The 18,248-nt window shown below is 63.9% G+C and carries 18 protein-coding genes and 1 tRNA gene; 8 read left to right on the plus strand and 11 right to left on the minus strand.

Annotated elements, in window-relative coordinates; all coding sequences use genetic code 11:
• Positions 1-361 precede the first annotated feature (361 nt).
• From BMW66_RS16635 to pdxH, 4 genes are all read right to left on the minus strand, one after another.
• A tRNA-Pro gene (locus tag BMW66_RS16635) sits at positions 362-438 on the minus strand.
• Positions 439-486: 48 nt separating this feature from the next.
• Complete coding sequence (locus BMW66_RS16640) at positions 487-957, minus strand: DUF192 domain-containing protein (RefSeq protein WP_245729523.1); 471 nt, start codon at positions 955-957, stop codon at positions 487-489.
• 4 nt (positions 958-961) lie between these two features.
• Positions 962-1,495: a cold-shock protein gene (locus tag BMW66_RS16645; RefSeq protein WP_093120112.1), complete on the minus strand. Its 534-nt coding sequence runs from the start codon at positions 1,493-1,495 to the stop codon at positions 962-964.
• Between the two features lie 123 nt (positions 1,496-1,618).
• The gene (pdxH, locus tag BMW66_RS16650) at positions 1,619-2,224 is read right to left on the minus strand and encodes a pyridoxamine 5'-phosphate oxidase (protein WP_093120114.1); all 606 of its coding nucleotides are present in this window, start codon (positions 2,222-2,224) and stop codon (positions 1,619-1,621) included.
• A gap of 121 nt (positions 2,225-2,345) precedes the next feature.
• Between pdxH and fabI the strand changes: the two genes are divergently transcribed.
• From fabI to trpE, 6 genes are all read left to right on the plus strand, one after another.
• On the plus strand, positions 2,346-3,155 hold the full coding sequence (gene fabI, locus BMW66_RS16655) for an enoyl-ACP reductase FabI (RefSeq protein WP_093120115.1): 810 nt from the start codon (positions 2,346-2,348) through the stop codon (positions 3,153-3,155).
• A 15-nt stretch (positions 3,156-3,170) separates the two neighbouring features.
• Entirely contained in the window at positions 3,171-3,767 is a 597-nt protein-coding gene (locus BMW66_RS16660) for a LysE family translocator (protein ID WP_093120117.1), read from the plus strand.
• A 46-nt stretch (positions 3,768-3,813) separates the two neighbouring features.
• On the plus strand, positions 3,814-4,317 hold the full coding sequence (gene gpt / locus BMW66_RS16665) for a xanthine phosphoribosyltransferase (RefSeq protein WP_093120119.1): 504 nt from the start codon (positions 3,814-3,816) through the stop codon (positions 4,315-4,317).
• 48 nt (positions 4,318-4,365) lie between these two features.
• A complete protein-coding gene (locus tag BMW66_RS16670) occupies positions 4,366-5,535 on the plus strand; it encodes an aminotransferase (protein WP_093120120.1) in 1,170 nt (389 codons plus the stop codon).
• Positions 5,536-5,646: 111 nt separating this feature from the next.
• Positions 5,647-7,488, plus strand: coding sequence for a SurA N-terminal domain-containing protein (locus BMW66_RS16675; RefSeq protein ID WP_093120122.1), 1,842 nt, complete (start codon positions 5,647-5,649; stop codon positions 7,486-7,488).
• Positions 7,489-7,494: 6 nt separating this feature from the next.
• Positions 7,495-9,006: an anthranilate synthase component I gene (gene trpE / locus BMW66_RS16680; RefSeq protein ID WP_093120123.1), complete on the plus strand. Its 1,512-nt coding sequence runs from the start codon at positions 7,495-7,497 to the stop codon at positions 9,004-9,006.
• Between the two features lie 69 nt (positions 9,007-9,075).
• Here the strand turns inward: trpE and BMW66_RS16685 are convergent, their stop codons facing one another.
• The 3 genes from BMW66_RS16685 to guaB form a co-directional block, all read right to left on the minus strand.
• Positions 9,076-9,564: a sll1863 family stress response protein gene (locus BMW66_RS16685; protein ID WP_175483282.1), complete on the minus strand. Its 489-nt coding sequence runs from the start codon at positions 9,562-9,564 to the stop codon at positions 9,076-9,078.
• A 13-nt stretch (positions 9,565-9,577) separates the two neighbouring features.
• Entirely contained in the window at positions 9,578-9,865 is a 288-nt protein-coding gene (locus BMW66_RS16690; protein WP_093120126.1) for a sll1863 family stress response protein, read from the minus strand.
• Positions 9,866-10,019: 154 nt separating this feature from the next.
• Positions 10,020-11,468, minus strand: a complete 1,449-nt coding sequence (gene guaB / locus BMW66_RS16695; RefSeq protein WP_093120127.1) for an IMP dehydrogenase — start codon at positions 11,466-11,468, stop codon at positions 10,020-10,022.
• A gap of 195 nt (positions 11,469-11,663) precedes the next feature.
• Here guaB and BMW66_RS16700 point away from each other — a divergent pair, with 195 nt between their 5' ends.
• Positions 11,664-13,718, plus strand: coding sequence for an ASKHA domain-containing protein (locus BMW66_RS16700; RefSeq protein WP_093120129.1), 2,055 nt, complete (start codon positions 11,664-11,666; stop codon positions 13,716-13,718).
• 209 nt (positions 13,719-13,927) lie between these two features.
• On the opposite strand, the gene BMW66_RS16705 is transcribed toward BMW66_RS16700, so the two are convergent.
• From BMW66_RS16705 to BMW66_RS16720, 4 genes are all read right to left on the minus strand, one after another.
• A complete protein-coding gene (locus BMW66_RS16705) occupies positions 13,928-14,755 on the minus strand; it encodes a sulfite exporter TauE/SafE family protein (protein ID WP_175483283.1) in 828 nt (275 codons plus the stop codon).
• 72 nt (positions 14,756-14,827) lie between these two features.
• Positions 14,828-15,817 (minus strand): tRNA dihydrouridine(20/20a) synthase DusA, encoded by a 990-nt coding sequence (gene dusA, locus BMW66_RS16710; RefSeq protein ID WP_093120131.1) that lies wholly within the window; start codon positions 15,815-15,817, stop codon positions 14,828-14,830.
• Positions 15,818-16,182: 365 nt separating this feature from the next.
• On the minus strand, positions 16,183-16,947 hold the full coding sequence (locus BMW66_RS16715; RefSeq protein WP_175483284.1) for a putative bifunctional diguanylate cyclase/phosphodiesterase: 765 nt from the start codon (positions 16,945-16,947) through the stop codon (positions 16,183-16,185).
• Between the two features lie 101 nt (positions 16,948-17,048).
• Positions 17,049-17,981, minus strand: coding sequence for a sensor domain-containing diguanylate cyclase (locus BMW66_RS16720; RefSeq protein WP_175483285.1), 933 nt, complete (start codon positions 17,979-17,981; stop codon positions 17,049-17,051).
• 93 nt (positions 17,982-18,074) lie between these two features.
• Between BMW66_RS16720 and BMW66_RS20110 the strand changes: the two genes are divergently transcribed.
• The coding region (locus BMW66_RS20110; protein WP_139196209.1) for a transposase at positions 18,075-18,248 on the plus strand (174 nt) is incomplete at its 3' end.

An 18,248-nucleotide genomic window follows, 5' to 3' on the forward strand; every position in this document is an offset into this window, starting at 1 on the left:
TGTGCCCTACAAGTTACCCACACAACTTGGAGCAAGATCGCCGGTCCGGTCAACGCCTTTATTTCGGATTCGCATGGTTTTTCCGGGTTGACCCACGACCGGGTTCTTGTCCCGCAATCGGTGCATTGCGATTCCAAAAGTTAACGCGCACGGCAGGAGGTGAATCCGACACACGAGCGTCGGACCCCAAACGCCTTGATTTATTGGAAAATCATCTTTGGGGCGTGGACCGATCCATATTATCCACAACATCTGGGGATAACCTGCTGCCAACCACCACATCTATGCGGCATCCGCGCAACACCCCGAGGCGCCCGGTGATTCTCTTCGGGCGGATGGTGTCCGTGCTCATGATGGAAAATGGTCGGGGCGGCGAGATTCGAACTCACGACCCCCTGTACCCAAAACAGGTGCGCTACCAGACTGCGCTACGCCCCGGACCATGCTCGCGTTTAGCGCCGCGCCGAACGATTGAAAAGCGAAAAATCACTCCTCGCAGGGCCAGGCCGCGTCGCTGGCCTCAATGCCGGGATGGCGCAGCTCGCTGCCGGGCGCGATGCCGAGAGATCCGGCCAGCCCGCCATTGATCTCCAGCACATATTGCACCGCCGCGCCGCCTTCGATGGGGGTTTCATCGCCCGGCGTCGCAGTGTCATGCACCCGCTGCACCACCCCCCGCGCGTCGGCGAAAATCATGTCGAGCGGAATAAGCGTGTTCTTCATCCAGAAGGCCACCCGTTGCGGACGCTCATAGATGAAGAGCATCCCGGCAGAGGACGGAAGATGCGCCCGCTCCATCAATCCGCGCGCGCGGGTCTGCGCGTCATCCGCGACCTCGACCCGGAACCGGGCCTGTCCCCAGTCCCCGCGCACCCAGATCTCATCGGGTGCGCAGGCCGCAGAAGCCGCGCCGCTCAGGCCCGCCAGCACGAGTGCCCCAAGAACCAGCGCGCGCACCGGCTCAGGTCTCCGCCCGGGAGTCGAGCGCGCATTCCCACGCGCAGATTTCCGTCGCCATCCGCCCGCGCTTGCCTTCGATTACACGCATGGACAGCGCCTCGCCCGGTTGCAGATCCGCAAGACCCGAACGGCGCAGAATCTCCACATGCACGAACACATCCTCCTCTCGTCCGAAGATATTGGCGAACCCGAACCCTTTGGCCTTGTCGAACCACTTCACCCGCGCCGGCTGAAGCGGCGCGTTGCGGATCAGTTCGGGATCAATCTCCTGAAAATCGCTGAGCGGCACCTCGGTGGCGCTGATTGGCGGCTCGATACGGAACACCTCCACAGCTTGCACACCCCGGCTGGTTTCCTGCACCGCGATTTCAACCTGCGCGGCATCGGCCACCGAACTCTGCCCAAAGTTGCGCAACACATTCGCGTGCAAGAGAATATCCGGCCCACCCTCATTCGAGACCACAAAGCCAAACCCCTTGATCGGGTCGAACCACTTCACCTGCCCGATGATTCGCGGGGCAGTTTTTTCATTCATGCTCAAAGCCTTACCTTAGGTCACTTCACCCCCAACCCCGAACTCTTCTGCTGCAAAACTGAACGAACGGCAAGTAAATGTTACCAAATATTTCATGCACTTGCATTTGACGTGACGTGAATTTCACGGGCTCAGACGGGTGATTTCCCAAGCATCAGAGGGGCTTGCGCGCCGCCACTGGAACCTGTCGTGAAGACGATAGGCCCCGTCGGCCCAGAACTCAACCTCCACGGGAACAATGCGAAACCCGCCCCAGTAGGGTGGACGGTGTGGCGCGGTGCCGTGGCGCGCCGTGACCCTGGCTACCTCCGCGAGAAGCGCACCCCGGCTGGAGAGCGGTTGTGACTGCCGCGACGCCCATGCCCCCAGCCGGCTCTTGAGCGAGCGGGAGGAGAAATAGGCATCCGCCTGCGGCCCCTCCTCGCGCGTCACGGTTCCGCGCACCCGAATCTGGCGGCGCAGGCTTTTCCAGTGCATCACGAAGGCCGCCTTGCCGGTGTCGGCAAGCTCGCGGCCCTTGGCGCTTTCGTAATTGGTGTAGAAGACGAAGGCCGCCTCCTCTATCTCCTTGAGCAGAACCATGCGCGCATTGGGCATCCCGTCTGCGTCCACCGTCGAGAGCGCTATCGCATTGGGATCGTTGGGCTCGCTCTTCTCGGCCTCCGCCAGCCAGGCCCGCGCAATGGCAAACGGATCGTCTCCGGCGAAAATCCCGTCTCTGTCGCTCATGCCATTCCCTTTTCGCTGCAGATGTAATCCTTTCCGTTCTAGGCTGCACCGCCCTTGATGCAATAGGGCGTATCGCCTAAAGCTGCCTCTTACGTATATGGGGACGGACGGAGTGGACGGAATGTCGAACCAACTGATGGCGGGCAAACGCGGCCTGATCATGGGACTTGCCAATGACAAGTCCATCGCCTGGGGCATCGCCCGCGCCTGCGCGGAGGCGGGTGCCGAGATGGCCTTCACCTACATGGGCGATCAATTCAAGAAACGGGTGAAACCGCTTGCCGATCAGCTTGGCGTGACACGGCTTTACGATTGCAATGTCTCGGATGAGGCCTCGATCGACGCCACCTTCGACGCGCTCAAGGCGGATCTGGGAGAGATCGACTTCATCGTGCACGCCATCGGCTTTTCCGACAAGAGCGAGCTGCGCGGCCGCTACCTGGAAACGAGCCGCGACAATTTCCTGATGACGATGGATGTGAGCTGCTACAGCTTCACCGCCGTGATGCAGCGCGCCGAAAAGATGATGCGTCCGGGCGGCAGCGCGCTCACCCTCACCTATTACGGCGCTGAACAGGTGATGCCGCATTACAACGTGATGGGCGTGGCCAAGGCGGCGCTTGAGGCATCGGTGAAATATCTGGCCGAGGATCTGGGCAAGGACGGCATTCGCGTCAACGCCATCTCCGCCGGTCCGATCAAGACGCTGGCCGCCTCCGGCATTGGCGATTTCCGCTATATCCTGAAGTGGAACGAGCTGAATTCGCCGCTGCGCCGCAACGTGACGATTGACGATGTGGGCAAATCGGCGCTCTACATCCTGTCGGATCTGGCCTCCGGCGTGACGGGCGAGACGCTGCATGTCGACGCGGGCTATCACATCGTCGGCATGAAGGCGGTCGATGCCCCCGACATCGACGCAACCTCCTGAGCCCGGAATAGAGCATTGGACGCAGCTTCGCTCATAGCCTTCAACCTCGCGGTGCTTGGCGCATTGGCCTCGCCCGGTCCCGCGGTCGTGGCGATGCTGCGCGCCGCATTGTCGGGCGGGCGCAGGACGGGATTGGCCTGCGGTCTGGGCCTTGCGCTCGGGGCGCTGAGCTGGAGCGCCCTGGCCGTGCTGGGGCTGACGGCGCTGTTCGCAGTTGCTCCCTGGGCCTTCATGACGCTGAAACTGTGCGGGGCGGCCTATCTGATCTGGCTGGCGGTATCGCTCTGGCGAAACGCCGACGCCGCCGCCGACGCCAAAGCGCCGGGGGGCGTGAACGGGTTTCGGCTCGGACTGCTGACCAACTGGGCCAATCCCAAGGCGGTGGTTTTCATCGCGGCCATTTTCACCACCGTGTTTCCGGCGATGCCCACCGGCTCCGAGGCGTTGCTGGTTCTGGGCAATCATCTGGCGCTGGAATTGGTGTTCTACACCCTGCTCACGATGGGCCTGACCATACCCGCAATCCAACGCGCCTATCTGAAATTCAAGTCCGTGTTCGACCGGGCGGCGGCAGCCGTTCTTGGTGCAATGGCACTGCGAGTCGCAACCTGATCGTCCACACCACCATCCGCTGCCTGCCAGACCGAAAGGATCACCCATGAGCGAACGCCTGCCGCACGAAAAGGGGTTTCACATAAGCTGGGACCAGATTCACCGCGACAGCCGCGCGCTCGCCTGGCGGTTACAGGGCTTCGGCCCCGAGGACGGAAGCTGGCGAATGGTGGTGGCGATCACGCGCGGCGGCATGGCCCCGGCGATGATCGTCGCGCGGGAGCTGGACATCCGCACCGTCGACACGATCAGCGTGAAGTCCTATCACCACCAGTCGCAGGGCGAGGCGCAGGTGCTCAAGTTCCCCGACGCCGGCCTCATGGGCGATGGTGCGGGGGTGCTGATCGTCGACGACCTCGTGGACAGCGGCAAGACGCTGCAACTTGTGCGCAACCTCTATCCGCGCGCGCATTTCGCCACCGTCTATGCCAAGCCCGAGGGGCGGGAGCAGGTCGATACTTTCATCACCGAGGTGAGCCAGGACACATGGATCTTCTTTCCGTGGGATATGGCGCTGCAATATGTGGAACCCTATCGCGGCACCGACTGATCCGGCGCCAAGGACAGCTTTACCGACTTCGCAATCAGGATTCGCCCGATGACCCAGACGCGGACCGCCGCCAGCTTCGCCCCGCCCGTGATGGAGGCACGCCGCTGGCTCGACGGTGTGGATTTCCCCGCCGATCGCCCGCTGATCAACGTCAGCCAGGCCGCGCCCGTCGCCCCACCCCCCGAAGCCTTGCGCCGCCACATCGCCGAGACCGCGCTGCATGTGCCCGAGGCGCATCTTTATGGCCCCGTTCTCGGCCTGCCGGACCTGCGCGAGGAACTGGCGGCGCAGTGGTCGGCGGCCTATGGCGGCGCGATCGCACCCGCGCATGTCGCCATCACCTCGGGCTGCAATCAGGCGTTCTGCGCGGCCATCGCCGCCCTGACCGGACAGGGCGACGAGGTGATCCTCCCGACCCCGTGGTACTTCAATCACAAGATGTGGCTCGACATGGCCGGGGTGGGCGCCGTGCCGCTGCCCACCGACGCGGCGCTGCTGCCCGATCCCGACCGCGCCGCCTCCCTGATCACGGACCGCACCCGCGCCATCGTGCTGGTCACGCCCAACAACCCCGGCGGCGTGGAATATCCCGCCGATCTGGTCCGCGCCTTCTTCGATCTGGCCCGCGCGCACGGGCTGGCGCTGATCGTGGATGAAACCTACCGCGATTTCGACTCCCGCAGCGGCGCGCCGCACGATCTGTTCGCCGACCCGGGCTGGGCTGACACGCTCATCCACCTTTACTCCTTCTCCAAGGCGTACCGGCTGACCGGGCACCGCGTCGGCGCCCTGATCGCCGGCCCCGAGCGGCTGGCGGAGGTGGAGAAGTTCCTCGATACGGTGACGATCTGCCCCAATCAGCTTGCACAGCACGCGGCGCTCTGGGGGATGCGCAACCTTGGCCCGTGGCTGGCCGGGGAACGCGGCGAGATTCTGGACCGCCGCGCCGCGATTGCCGAGAACATGCCGCGCCTCGCCGCGCAGGGCTGGCGCCTGATGGGCGTGGGCGCCTATTTCGCCTATCTCGAACACCCCTTCGACATGCCTTCGGACACGCTGGCCCGCGATCTTGTCGCACGCGCGCATGTGCTCACCCTGCCCGGCACCATGTTCACGCCCGCAGGCGATGCCGCCGGCGCGCGCGCGTTGCGCATCGCCTTCGCCAACGTGGACCGCGCCGGGATTGCCACGCTCTTCGACCGGCTCGCCAATCTCTAGGCGCACGCCCTCAATTCGAAGGCACCCGGTCCGCCCCCTCTTGCTCCCCATCGACCTTGCGCGTAGGTATCGGCGCAGAGCGCATGACACAACGCCGCGACAGGGGGGCCCATGTTCAAATCCAAACTTTCCAAGACCTTCGTCTGGATTCTCATGGGGCTTCTGATCCTCGGGCTGGGGGGCTTTGGCATCACCAATCTGGGCGGCACCGTGCGCACCGTCGGCACCGTCGGCGACAAGGATATCGACGTGGACGCCTATGCGCGCGAGATTCAGGAAGAAATGCGCGCGATCGAGGCGCAGTCCGGGCAATCCTTCACCTTCGAGCAGCTGCAATCCTTCGGCATGGATCGTGCCGTGCTCGACCGGCTGATCACACAGCGCGCGCTTGACCATGAAACCGACCGTCTTGGCATCTCTCTCGGCGATGAGAACCTGCGCGAGCAGATCCTCAACATTTCCGCCTTTCAGGGGCTCGACGGCAGTTTCGACCGCGAGTCCTATCGTTTCGCCATTCAGCAGGCCGGGCTGAGCGAGAGCGAGTTCGAAAATTCGCTGCGCGAGGACTCCGCCCGCTCCTTGCTGCAAAGCGCGATCCTGTCGGGCACCACCATGCCCGAAACCTATATCGACACGCTCCTCACATATCTGGCCGAGCGGCGCGATTTTACGTGGACGCGCCTTGCGCCCGAAGACCTTCAGACCGCGGTTCTCGCCCCGACCGAGGCCGAGATCAAGGCGCACTACGAGGCGGAGATTGACAGCTTCACCCGTCCCGCCGCCAAGGACATCACCTATGCCTGGCTTTCGCCCGACATGATCCTTGACGACGTGGAGGTTTCCGAAGACGTCGTGCGCGCGCTCTACGAGGACCGCGAAGCGCAGTTCAACCGCCCCGAGCGCCGCCTGACCGAACGACTTGTCTTTGGCTCGATGGAAGAGGCGCGCGCCGCGCGGGGCCGGCTCGACCGTGGTGAGATCGGCTTTGACGCGCTGGTGGAAGAGCGCGGGCTGGAGCTGTCGGACATCGACCTTGGCGATGTGAGCGCCGCCGATCTGGGCCCGGCGTCCGAGGCAGTGTTCGACGCCGCTCCCGGAAGCATTGTCGGCCCGGTGCAATCGGATCTCGGCCCTGCGCTGTTCCGCATCAACGGCATTCTTGAAGCGCAGGAAACCCCCTTTGAAGAGGTACGCGACGATCTGCGCACCGAACTGGCCGCCGACCGCGCCCGCCGTGTCGTGGACAGCCGCATCGACGACATCGACGACCTGCTTGCCGCCGGCGCCACGCTCGAAGAGGTGGCGCGCGAAACCGACATGCAGCTTGGCCAGATCGCATGGCACGAGGGGGTCAGCGACGGCATCGCCGCCTATGACGGGTTCCGCTCCGCTGCCCAGGCGGTGCAGGACGACGATTTTCCGCAGATCGAACGGCTTGACGACGGCAGCATCTTTGCGCTGCGTCTCGATGCCGAACGCGCCGCGACACCAATCCCGCTCGAAGACATCCGCGATGAGGTTGCCGCCGACTGGAAAGAAAGCGAAACCGTGGCCCGTCTTACCGAACAGGCCACGGACATCGCCAACCAGCTTAGTGAGGTGTCCGGCTTCACAGAACAGGGCCTGACCGCGCGCGAGGAAAAGGATCTGACCCGCAACGATTTCGTGCCCGACACGCCAGAGCGTTTTCTTGAGGAGGTTTTCGCCATGGACCTCGGCGAAATCCGCGTCATTCCCGCCGAAACATCCGTGTTCATTGCCCGGCTCGACGCGATTGAAGCGCCCGACGAGGATGATCCAGAGGTGCAGTCGCTGCGCAGCAATGTCCGCGAGCAGACCAACTCCGCCCTCGCGGAGGATATCTTCAACGCCTATGCCACGGCCATTCGCAACGCGGCCGGGGTCAGTATCAACCAAACCGCGCTGAATGCCGTGCACAGCCAGTTTCAGTAACGACAGATGGCCCTGACCCCGGACTTCGAGACCTTTCGCGCCGCCTATGACGCGGGGCGTCATCAGGTCGTCCACATCCGGCTGGCCGCCGATCTCGACACGCCGGTGTCACTGATGCTGAAATTGGCGGGCGCGGCGCGCGACGCCTTCATGCTCGAGTCCGTGACAGGCGGAGAGGTGCGCGGGCGCTATTCGATCATCGGCATGAAGCCCGATCTGATCTGGCAATGCCACGGCACCACGAGCCGCATCAACCGGCAGGCCCGATTCGATCCCGCCGCCTTCGAGGAGGAACCGGGCGATCCGCTCGCCAATCTGCGCGCGCTCATCGGTGAAAGCCGGATCGACCTGCCCGATGATCTGCCGCAGGCCGCCGCCGGGCTTTTCGGCTATCTCGGCTATGACATGATCCGGCTCGTGGAGCATCTGCCGGACGTGAACCCCGACCCGCTCGGCCTGCCCGACGCCTGCCTGCTGCGCCCCTCGGTGGTGGCGGTACTCGATGGCGTGAAGGGTGAGGTGACGGTCGTCTCCCCCGCATGGGTGAGCGCGGGGCAATCGGCGCGCGCCGCCTATGCGCAGGCCGCCGAACGTGTGATGGACGCGGTGCGCGACCTCGAACGCGCCCTGCCGCAATCCAGCCGCGAGATGGGCGACGCGCAGGAAGTCGCGCCGCCCGTGTCGAACTTCACCAAGGAAGGCTACATGGCCGCCGTGGAAAAGGCGAAAGACTATATCTGCGCCGGCGATATCTTTCAGGTCGTGCCCGCGCAGCGCTGGACACAGGCGTTCCCCCTGCCCCCCTTCGCGCTCTATCGCTCATTGCGGCGCACCAACCCCTCGCCCTTCATGTTCTATTTCAATTTCGGCGGCTTTCAGGTCGTCGGCGCCTCGCCCGAGATTCTCGTGCGGGTGTTCGGCGGCGAGGTGACGGTGCGCCCGATCGCGGGCACCCGGCCGCGCGGCGCCACGCCGCAGGAGGACAAGGCGCTGGAGGCCGATCTTCTCGCCGATCCCAAGGAACGCGCCGAACATCTGATGCTGCTCGATCTGGGGCGCAACGACGTGGGGCGCGTCTCGCGGCCCGGCACCGTGCGCCCGACAGAGCAATTCATCATCGAACGCTATTCCCACGTCATGCACATCGTGTCGAACGTGGTGGGGGAGCTGTCACCCGGGCATGACGCGCTCTCGGCCTTCTTCGCGGGAATGCCCGCGGGCACCGTCTCGGGCGCGCCGAAGGTGCGGGCGATGCAGATCATTGACGAGCTGGAGCCGGAAAAGCGCGGCATCTATGGCGGCGGTGTCGGTTATTTCAGCGCCGGCGGCGATATGGACATGTGCATCGCGTTGCGCACCGCACTGGTGAAGGATCGCAAGCTCTATATTCAGGCCGGCGGCGGCGTTGTCCACGACAGCGACCCGGAGGCCGAATACATGGAGACTGTGCACAAATCGAACGCCATCCGCCGCGCCGCCGCCGATGCCGCGCGCTTTACCGGAAGCGGCAACGGCTAGGCAGCGCCGCCGCGACACTCTCGCGGAGACCCTTTCGGGGACGGGCCCCGCCGAACGTCATGACAGCGATCAGGTATCGCTGCCCATTTCCTCGGTCTGGCCTGCGGCATCCTCGTCAGCGGCGCTCCAGGCGTCCGAAAACCTGTCCCAAGCGTCAGAGAAACCGGCCTTGAGGTCGGACCAGACGTCGCTGGCCCCCGATTGAAGCGCGCCGAACCGCTCACCAAGCGCATTGCGCGCCTGACGCAGATCGCGCATCCGCTCGCGGGCGGTTTCCTGCGCGGCCTCTGACATCTCCGACCAGTTCTCGCGCAGCGCCTGTTCACGGCGCGCGATTTCGGCGTCCAGCTGGTTCAGCATCTCGCGTCCCTGCGCCAGCGCCTGGTCGCGTTGCTGTGCGCTATAGTCGACGATCGCTTCCATCGTCTCGGACACTTCTGCGCGTAACTCCTGGGTCGTGGTCAACCCGTCATCATCGTCCTGTGCTGCGGCCGGCAGCGCCACGACGGACAACGCAACCGCGGCGACACCGGCTTTCAAGTGCTTGAAGTACAACAAAGAATCCCTCCTTTCACCTGAACCGCGCCATGGCGTCGTTGAAAGCTTTGGTCATGCTGTCCCAAGCCTTGTCGAGGCCGGACTTCATGTCGCTCCACGCCTTGTCGCTGGCCTCCTGCATTTCCTTCATCTTCGCTTCGGCCTCGTCCCTCTGGGCCCGCATCTCCTCAATCTGCTTTTCATACTTGACCTTTGCATCGGCCTCAGCCTCGTCGGCCTTGGCCTTCAGCTTCTTGATTTCGGCGTTCCACTGATCAATGCGCGCCTTCGCCTTTTCGATATATTCGTCACGTTCAGACATTATCAAACTCCTTTTCAGCGTGCGGCAGTCAATTCTACCGCACCCCCAAGGTAAGAGCTTATACCAAATTTCCAAATGATGCGCGTCAATACCGGCTGTCCCCGGCCGATCACAACGATCCGGCCGCGACGACAGAACCGGCAGAGACGCGCGCCTACCCGATCCGGTAGTTCGGGCTCTCGCGTGTGATCTGCACGTCGTGGACATGGCTTTCACGAAGCCCCGCGCCGGTGATCTTCACGAAATTGCAGTTGTGGCGCATCTCGTCCACGGTGGCGCAGCCGGTGTATCCCATGGCCGCGCGCAGACCGCCGAGAAGCTGATGGATCACCGCGTTGGCCGTCCCCTTGTAGGGCACCTGCCCCTCGATCCCCTCGGGCACGAGCTTGTCGCTCGCCGCGTCGGCCTGGAAATACCGATCGGCCGAGCCGCGCGCCATCGCGCCAAGGCTGCCCATCCCGCGATAGGATTTGTACGACCGCCCCTGATAGAGGATCACCTCGCCCGGGCTTTCATCCGTCCCGGCGATCATGCTGCCCACCATCGCGCAGGAGGCGCCGGCGGCGATCGCCTTGGCAAAATCGCCCGAGAACTTGATGCCGCCATCGGCGATCACCGGCACGTCGCCCGCCGCCCCGGCGCAGTCCATCACGGCGGTCAACTGCGGCATCCCCACGCCCGCGACCATCCGCGTGGTGCAGATCGAGCCGGGCCCGATACCCACCTTCACCGCGTCCGCCCCTGCCCCGATCAGCGCGCGCGTCGCCTCGGCCGTGGCGACATTGCCCGCCACCACCTGCACCTCGTTCGTGAGCGCCTTGACCCGCTCCACCGCCTGCGCGACGCCTTCGGAATGGCCGTGCGCGGTGTCGATCACCACCATGTCCACGCCCGCGTCGATCAGCGCCTGCGTGCGCTCGAACCCGGCATCCCCCACGGTGGAGGCCGCAGCCACCCGCAACCGGCCAAGATCGTCCTTGCACGCCGTGGGGTTGAGCACCGCCTGCTCGGTATCCTTCAGGGTCAGAAGCCCGGTCAGCTTGCCGTTGCCGTCCGTGACCAGAAGTTTCTCGATCCGCCGTGCCTGCATCAGCGATTTCGCCTCGTCCCGGTCGGCCGGTTCGCGAAGGATGGCAAGGTTCTCGCTCGTCATCATCACCTTGACGGGCGTGTCGTCGGAGGAGGCAAAGCGCATGTCGCGATTGGTCAGAATGCCGACCACGTGGCCCTGCTCGTCCACCACCGGAAAGCCGGTGAAATTGTATCGCTCGATCAGCGCCTTGGCGTCGGCCAGCGTCTGATCGACCCGAAGCGTGACCGGGTTGTAGACGATACCGCTCTCGAAGCGTTTGACGCGGCGCACCTCGCGGGCCTGTTGTTCGACCGTCAGGTTGCGGTGAATGACGCCGATACCGCCCGCTTGCGCCATGGTGATCGCCATGCGGCTTTCGGTCACCGTGTCCATGGCACTGGACATCAGGGGAATGTTGAGCGCGATGGATTTCGTCACCCGGGTGCGAATGTCAGCCGTGCTTGGAAGCACGTTCGACGCCGCCGGAACCAGCAGAACATCGTCAAAGGTGAGCGCCTCACGAATCTCCATCACACATCTCCTCGGGGTGGCATCGTTTGGCGCGTCTCTATTACATGGATACCGGACAAGGAAAAGGGCCATTCGCCGCACACCCCCGCCGCCTTTGACGCAGGCGATCACGATTCTGCCGCAACGCGCCCTTTCCCTCACCGATGAGAGGCTTATGGTCCCCTCGCGTGAACAGCAAACAGCAGGCAACGGACCATGAGTCACGATCCCCTCGTCGTCTTCACCCCCTCGGGCAAACGCGGCCGTTTTCCACGGGGCACCCCGATCCTGACCGCCGCCCGGCAGCTCGGCGTCGATCTCGATTCGGTCTGCGGCGGGCGCGGCATCTGCTCCAAATGCCAGATCACCCCCGCCTACGGAGAGTTTTCCAAGCACGGCGTGACCGTCGCCCCCGATGCCCTGTCCGACTGGAACGCGGTCGAGGAGCGCTATGACAGCAAGCGCGGGCTGAAGAAGGGCCGCCGCCTTGGCTGTCAGGCCACGGTGCAGGGCGACGTGGTGATCGACGTGCCCCCCGAAAGTCAAGTTCACCGGCAGGTCGTGCGCAAGGAGGCGTCGGCGCGCACGCTGATCATGGACCCGGCGACGCATTTCTATCTCGTCGATGTGGCCGAACCGGACATGCACGAGCCGACGGGCGATCTCGAACGCCTCTCGCGCGCCCTGCGCGAGCAATGGGGCATAGAGGAGATCACCGCCGACCTGCCGATCCTCGCCCGCCTGCAACCGCTGCTGCGCAAGGGCAAGTGGCAGGTCACCGTGGCGCTGCACCGCGATCACCGGGGGGGGCCGGCCAAACTGCTCGAACTCTGGCCCGGTTTTTCCGAGGAACGGCTCTTCGGGTTGGCCATCGACCTTGGCTCCACCACCATCGCCGCGCATCTGTGCGACCTGCGCAATGGCGAGGTCAAGGCCAGCGCCGGGGTCATGAACCCGCAGATCCGCTTTGGCGAGGATCTGATGAGCCGCGTCTCCTACGCGATGATGAATCCCGGCGGCGACAAGGAAATGACCGCCGCCGTGCGCGACGCGATCAACGATCTGACCGCCTCCATCTCCGCCGAGGCCGGGATAGAGCCGCGCCAGATCCTTGAGGCGGTCTTTGTCTGCAACCCGGTGATGCACCATTTGCTTCTCGGCTTTGATCCGGTGGAACTGGGTCAGGCCCCTTTCGCGCTGGTCACCTCCAGTTCGCTGTCTCTGGACGGGCGCGATCTGGGGCTGACGGCGATGAACGACACCGCGCAGGTCTATATCCTGCCCTGCATCGCGGGCCATGTGGGCGCCGACGCCGCCGCCGTCGCACTGGCCGAACAGCCGGGCCAATCCGAAGATCTCGTGCTGATCGTCGATGTGGGCACCAATGCCGAGATCCAGCTTGGCAACACCACCCGTGTTCTGGCCTGTTCCTCACCCACCGGCCCCGCCTTCGAGGGCGCGCAGATCAGCGCCGGGCAACGTGCCGCGCCCGGCGCGATTGACCGGATCGAGATCGACCCGGTGACCAAGGAGCCGCGCTTTCGCGTGATCGGCGGCGATCTGTGGTCCGACGAGGACGGGTTTGACGCGGCCATTGCCACCACCGGCATTACCGGCATCTGCGGCTCCGGCATCATCGAGGCGGTGGCCGAAATGCGCATGGCGGGCCTTCTCGATCCAAGCGGGCTGATCGGATCGGCCGAGCAGACCGGCACCCCCCGCTGCGTCCCCGAAGGGCGCACCCATTCCTATCTCATCCACGACGCCAGCGCCGAGGGCGGCCCCCGCATCGCCGTCACGCAGGGCGACATCCGCGCCATTCAGCTCGCCAAATCCGCCCTTTATGCGGGCGCGCGCCTCCTGATGGATGAAATGGGCGTGGACAAGGTGGACCGCGTCGTGCTTGCCGGCGCGTTCGGCGCGCATATATCGCCCAAACACGCGATGGTGCTGGGCATGATCCCCGACGCGCCGCTGGACAAGGTGACAAGCGCGGGCAACGCCGCCGGCACCGGCGCGCGCATCGCCCTGTCGAGCATCAGCGCGCGGGCGGAGATCGAGCGTATGGTGCGCGAGATCGTGAAGGTCGAAACCGCCATCGAGCCCCGCTTTCAGGAACATTTCGTCAGTGCCAATGCGATCCCGCATGCCACCGCCCCCTTCCCGGAGCTGAAATCCATCGTCACCCTGCCCGACATCAGTTTCAACACCGGCAGCGGCGGCGACGGTGGCAGCGGGGGGCGCAAACGGCGCAGGCGCGTCCGGGGCTGATCCGCCACTGGCCGCCGCGCCGCCGGGCGTTTACCCGATCTTCACGAAATCGGCCCGGCGCGCAACGCGCGCCCTGTTCATCGTGGCTCCGGCGGCCCTCGGCACCGACGCGATACCGACAAAATACCGACGTTTTACCGACATGGGTTTTTCCGCGTTAACAAGGGCTTGACCTGATTCGCGCCGATCTGGCCCGATGGCGCCGCACGCTACCACCCGAAGGACTTGCGCAACATGTTGAACGCCACCAGAAGCAGGAACACCGCGAACGCCCGGCGCAGCGGCTTGGGGTCCATCGCATGGGCAAGCTTCACCCCCAGGGGCGCGGTCAGAAGCGTCATGGCGATGGTGATGGCAAAGGCCACGAGGTTGACCGCCCCGATGGTCAGGGGGGGACGATTTTCCGGTGCGATTTCAACAAGAAGGAACCCCGCCACCGACGGCACCGCGATCAGCACCCCGAACCCCGCCGCCGTCGCCACGGCACGATGAATCGGCGTGTTGTAGAGGGTCATGAGCGGCACGCCAAAGCTGCCCCCGCCGATCCCCATCAGCACCGACAGAAAGCCCACGACCGGGCTCAGCGCGGCGCGGGTCACGCCCTTGGGCATCGCCTGCCCCAGCCGCCAGTGCGTCCGCCCCAGCCCCAGATAAAGCCCGATCACGATCGCCAGCCCGCCGAATATCCCCTGCAACACCGTGGAGCGCAATGAAGTCGCCACCAGCACCCCCAGAACCGCCCCCACCGCGATGCCCGGCGCCCAACCGCGCAGGATCTCCCAGTCCACCGCGCCCCGGCGGTTGTGGCTCAGCACCGATCGCATGGAGGTGACGATGATCGTCGCCAGAGATGTGGCAAGGCAGATCTGCATGAGCTGCGGGCCGCCATATCCAAGCCCATGAAATGTATAGTAAAAAGCGGGCACAAGAACGATGCCGCCCCCGACGCCCAACAGCCCGGCCAGCACACCGGCGAAGCCGCCGATGACCAGCAGCAGAAGGAACATTTGCAGCAGAAGTGCGGGATCGGCGGTCATGTCTGTCAGGCTCCGGTTTTGGATGGTCCCCGTGGTAAACCGCTTTTTCCAACCGATCACAAGGCCCGGCGCTCAGACGGTTGCCCCCGCCCCTTCCACCTCGGCCAGCGCGGCCTCGACAAGCTCCGGCCCCGCACCGGGCTTCACGGCCCCCTCCGACAGCATCCGCCGCCACGCCCGCGCGCCCGGGCGCCCCGCGAACAACCCCAGCATATGCCGGGTGACCTGTTGCAACCGCCCGCCCTGCTCAAGATGCGCTTCGATATACGGCAGCATGGCGCGCGCCGCCGCCTCCGCCGTGGTGGCCTGATCGGCGCCGAAGATTTCCCGATCGGCGGCCAGCAGAATATCGGCCGGGTTGTGATAGGCCGCCCGCCCGACCATCACCCCGTCAAGCCCCGCGGCAAGAAACGCCTTGGCCTGATCGAGCGAGGCGATCCCTCCGTTGACCGACACATGAAGATGCGGGAACTCCGCCTTCATCCGCTGCACGATCCCGTAATCGAGCGGGGGAATATCGCGGTTCTCTTTCGGGCTAAGCCCTTGCAACCAGGCCTTGCGGGCATGGATCGATACGCGCCGCACGCCCGCCTCCGATACCGCGCGCAAGAATGCGGGCAGCACGATTTCAGGGTCCTGATCGTCCACCCCGATCCGGCATTTCACCGTCACCTCGACATCGCAGGCCGCGATCATCGCCGCCATGCAGTCGGCCACGAGATCGGGGGATTTCATCAGCACAGCCCCGAAGGTGCCGGACTGCACCCGGTCGGACGGACAGCCGCAGTTGAGGTTGATCTCGTCGTAGCCGGCCTGCTGTCCCAGCCGCGCGGCCTGCGCCAGTTCGTGCGGATCCGATCCGCCAATCTGAAGCGCAACCGGATGTTCCTGCGGCGAATGTTCCAGCAGATGCAACGCCCCCCCGCGCACCAGCGCCGGGGCAGTCACCATCTCCGTATAAAGCAGCGCCTGACGGCTGAGCAGCCGGTGCAGGTAGCGGCAGTGACGGTCCGTCCAGTCCATCATGGGGGCCACGGACAATCTGGCGTGATAAGGTATCATTCTTTTGTTTATCTTCAAACGGTTGACGGCAGCTATTGCCGCACTGCAACAGGCAGATGGGTGTGCTGGACGAAGACGCGGATAGACCTTGCCTTTCTTCACATAATAGATGTGCGCGAGGTAGGCAAACCGCCGCGCCACGTCTGTCAGGGGCAAAGGGCCGGACCTGTTCCTGCAAGAGCTGCCGGATAGCGAGCGGCAGATCGTGGAATTCGAGCTTCCCGGCGATTTCCTCGGGGTTGCGCAGTATTCTGTTTCGCACCGCCGACCACTCCACTAAACCCAGCCGCCCTGCCCAGCCTACGCTTGTTGCGTCTGTCAATGCCGCCCGAGCGTTCCGAAAGCGGGCCAGGACCAGATCCGGATCATGAGGTGATCGCATGATGCGACCGAGCGGCCGGGCGTCCATAGAGAAATCCCTGAATCGTTTGACAGCCGTTCATGCGCAGCCATTCGGATTGCTGGGCCAACTCCACTCCCTCCGCGACGACCCGCAGACCCAGATTCGAGGCGAGATCGATCGTGGCGCTGAGAATCGCGGCGTCCCGATGCCGGTGGGGAAGCCCCGAGACGAAACTGCGATCCAGCTTGATCTCTTGGATCGGCAGGGTTCTCAAGTGAAAAAGCGACGAATAGCCCGTGCCGAAATCATCAAGTGACAGTGAGATACCTATCTCTCGCAGGGCATGGATGTTGCTGAATGTCGTTTCGTCCTCGTCCAGCACGGCTCGTTCCGTAATCTCCAGCACAAGGCAGGATGGATCGACGCCCGTTCGGGTCAGGATCTCAGCGACGGATTTCGCAAAGTGCTTTTGCCCGAACTGCTTCGAGCTGACATTGACCGCCATGCTGAGCGAACGCGAAGCGTCGTCCGTCTTCACCCGAGCCATTTCCCTGCAGACCGCGTCGATCACCCATATGTCGAGCGTCAGTATCAGCCCGCAATCCTCGGCGACCGGAATGAACCGATCTGGCGGGACGAAACGACCGTCCGGGAGCGGCCAGCGCGACAGCGCCTCGTATCCGATGACCTCGGGCCAGCGCCCCGAAACATTCACCTGCGGTTGATAGTGCAGCAGCAGATCACCGTCATCGAAGGCTCTGATCAGATCCGCCCGCTCAACCGGCATCGATGGCGGCGCTGTGATCGCGGTCGTGGCTCCTTCGCTACTCGCATTCTCTGTTGCTTGTGGCAGGTCATATGGGCGCAACTCAGTTGAAGAATCCACAGTCATGACGCGAACACACGGTTGCGACCCAGTCGTTTCGCCTCATAAAGAGCGCTATCGGCCATATGCGTGATCGCGTCCGAAGTCGTCTGTGTTTCGCCGAACTCGGCCAGACCAAGGCTCACCGTCAACTTTATCGCGTTGCTTCCGTCGAACCGGCTTTCGGCCACCTGCTTTCGCATTCTGTCCGCCCAGAGTTTGGCGGTGTCGAGATCGCTGTCCATCAGCAATACAGCGAATTCCTCGCCTCCTAGGCGCGCGACCAGATCGGTCTGGCGGCATTGTCCTGTGACCACTTCAGCAAGCTCCCTCAAGACACGGTCCCCGACCGGGTGACCGAAAGTGTCGTTTATCCGTTTGAAATGGTCGATGTCGAGGAACGCGAGAACCGCGGTTCCCTTGCTTCGGCGTAGCCGGGCCAGTTCGCGATCCAGTCCGGACACAAAGCTGCGCCGGTTATAGACATTGGTCAGGAAATCCAGGTTGGCCTGACTGCGCAGTTCCAACTGGTTCATAACAAGCTCGGCGCATGTTCGAACGATATCGAAATCCCGCGGAATAAAGTGACGCGGCTTGGAATCAAACGCGCAAATCGTGCCAAGGTTGTATCCATCCGCGGTTGTCAGTGGCGCACCGATGTAGCTGCGCAAGAAGGGCGACCCGGTCACGAATGGGTTGTCGCGAACACGCGCATCGCGATGTGTGTCCTCGATGACAAGCGGTTCGTAGGCGCGGATCGCAATGTTGCAGAACGCCGTCTCTCTTGAACACTGCGCCAGATCAAGCCCTTGTCGCGCCTTCAGCATCTGCTTGTCATCGCCGATAAGGCTGATCGCGACCATTTCCATGTCAAGGCTGAGCTGAAGCAGCCTTGTAATCTGATCGAAACTGGCCTCGGAGCTGTAGGTCAGCGCATCGTGGCGAAGTAGGGCCATGATCCGACTGTCTGACGTCAGCACCTTTGGGACAGATTTGAGGATTTGAACAACGGAGGGTTTCTGGTTCATCATAGCCTTTAAGGAGCGAAGATGAACAAGAAGCCCGGAACATCGAAAGACGCAGCTGACAAGCTGGTCAAAAACATCCGCCGCAAGACCCGCCAGACCTACTCGGCGGAGGAGAAGATCCGCATTGTTTTGGCCGGATTGCGCGGGGAGGAAAGCATCTCGGCGTTATGTCGCCGCGAGGGTATCTCTGACAGC

This window comes from Salinihabitans flavidus, from assembly GCF_900110425.1.
Lineage (GTDB): Bacteria > Pseudomonadota > Alphaproteobacteria > Rhodobacterales > Rhodobacteraceae > Salinihabitans > Salinihabitans flavidus.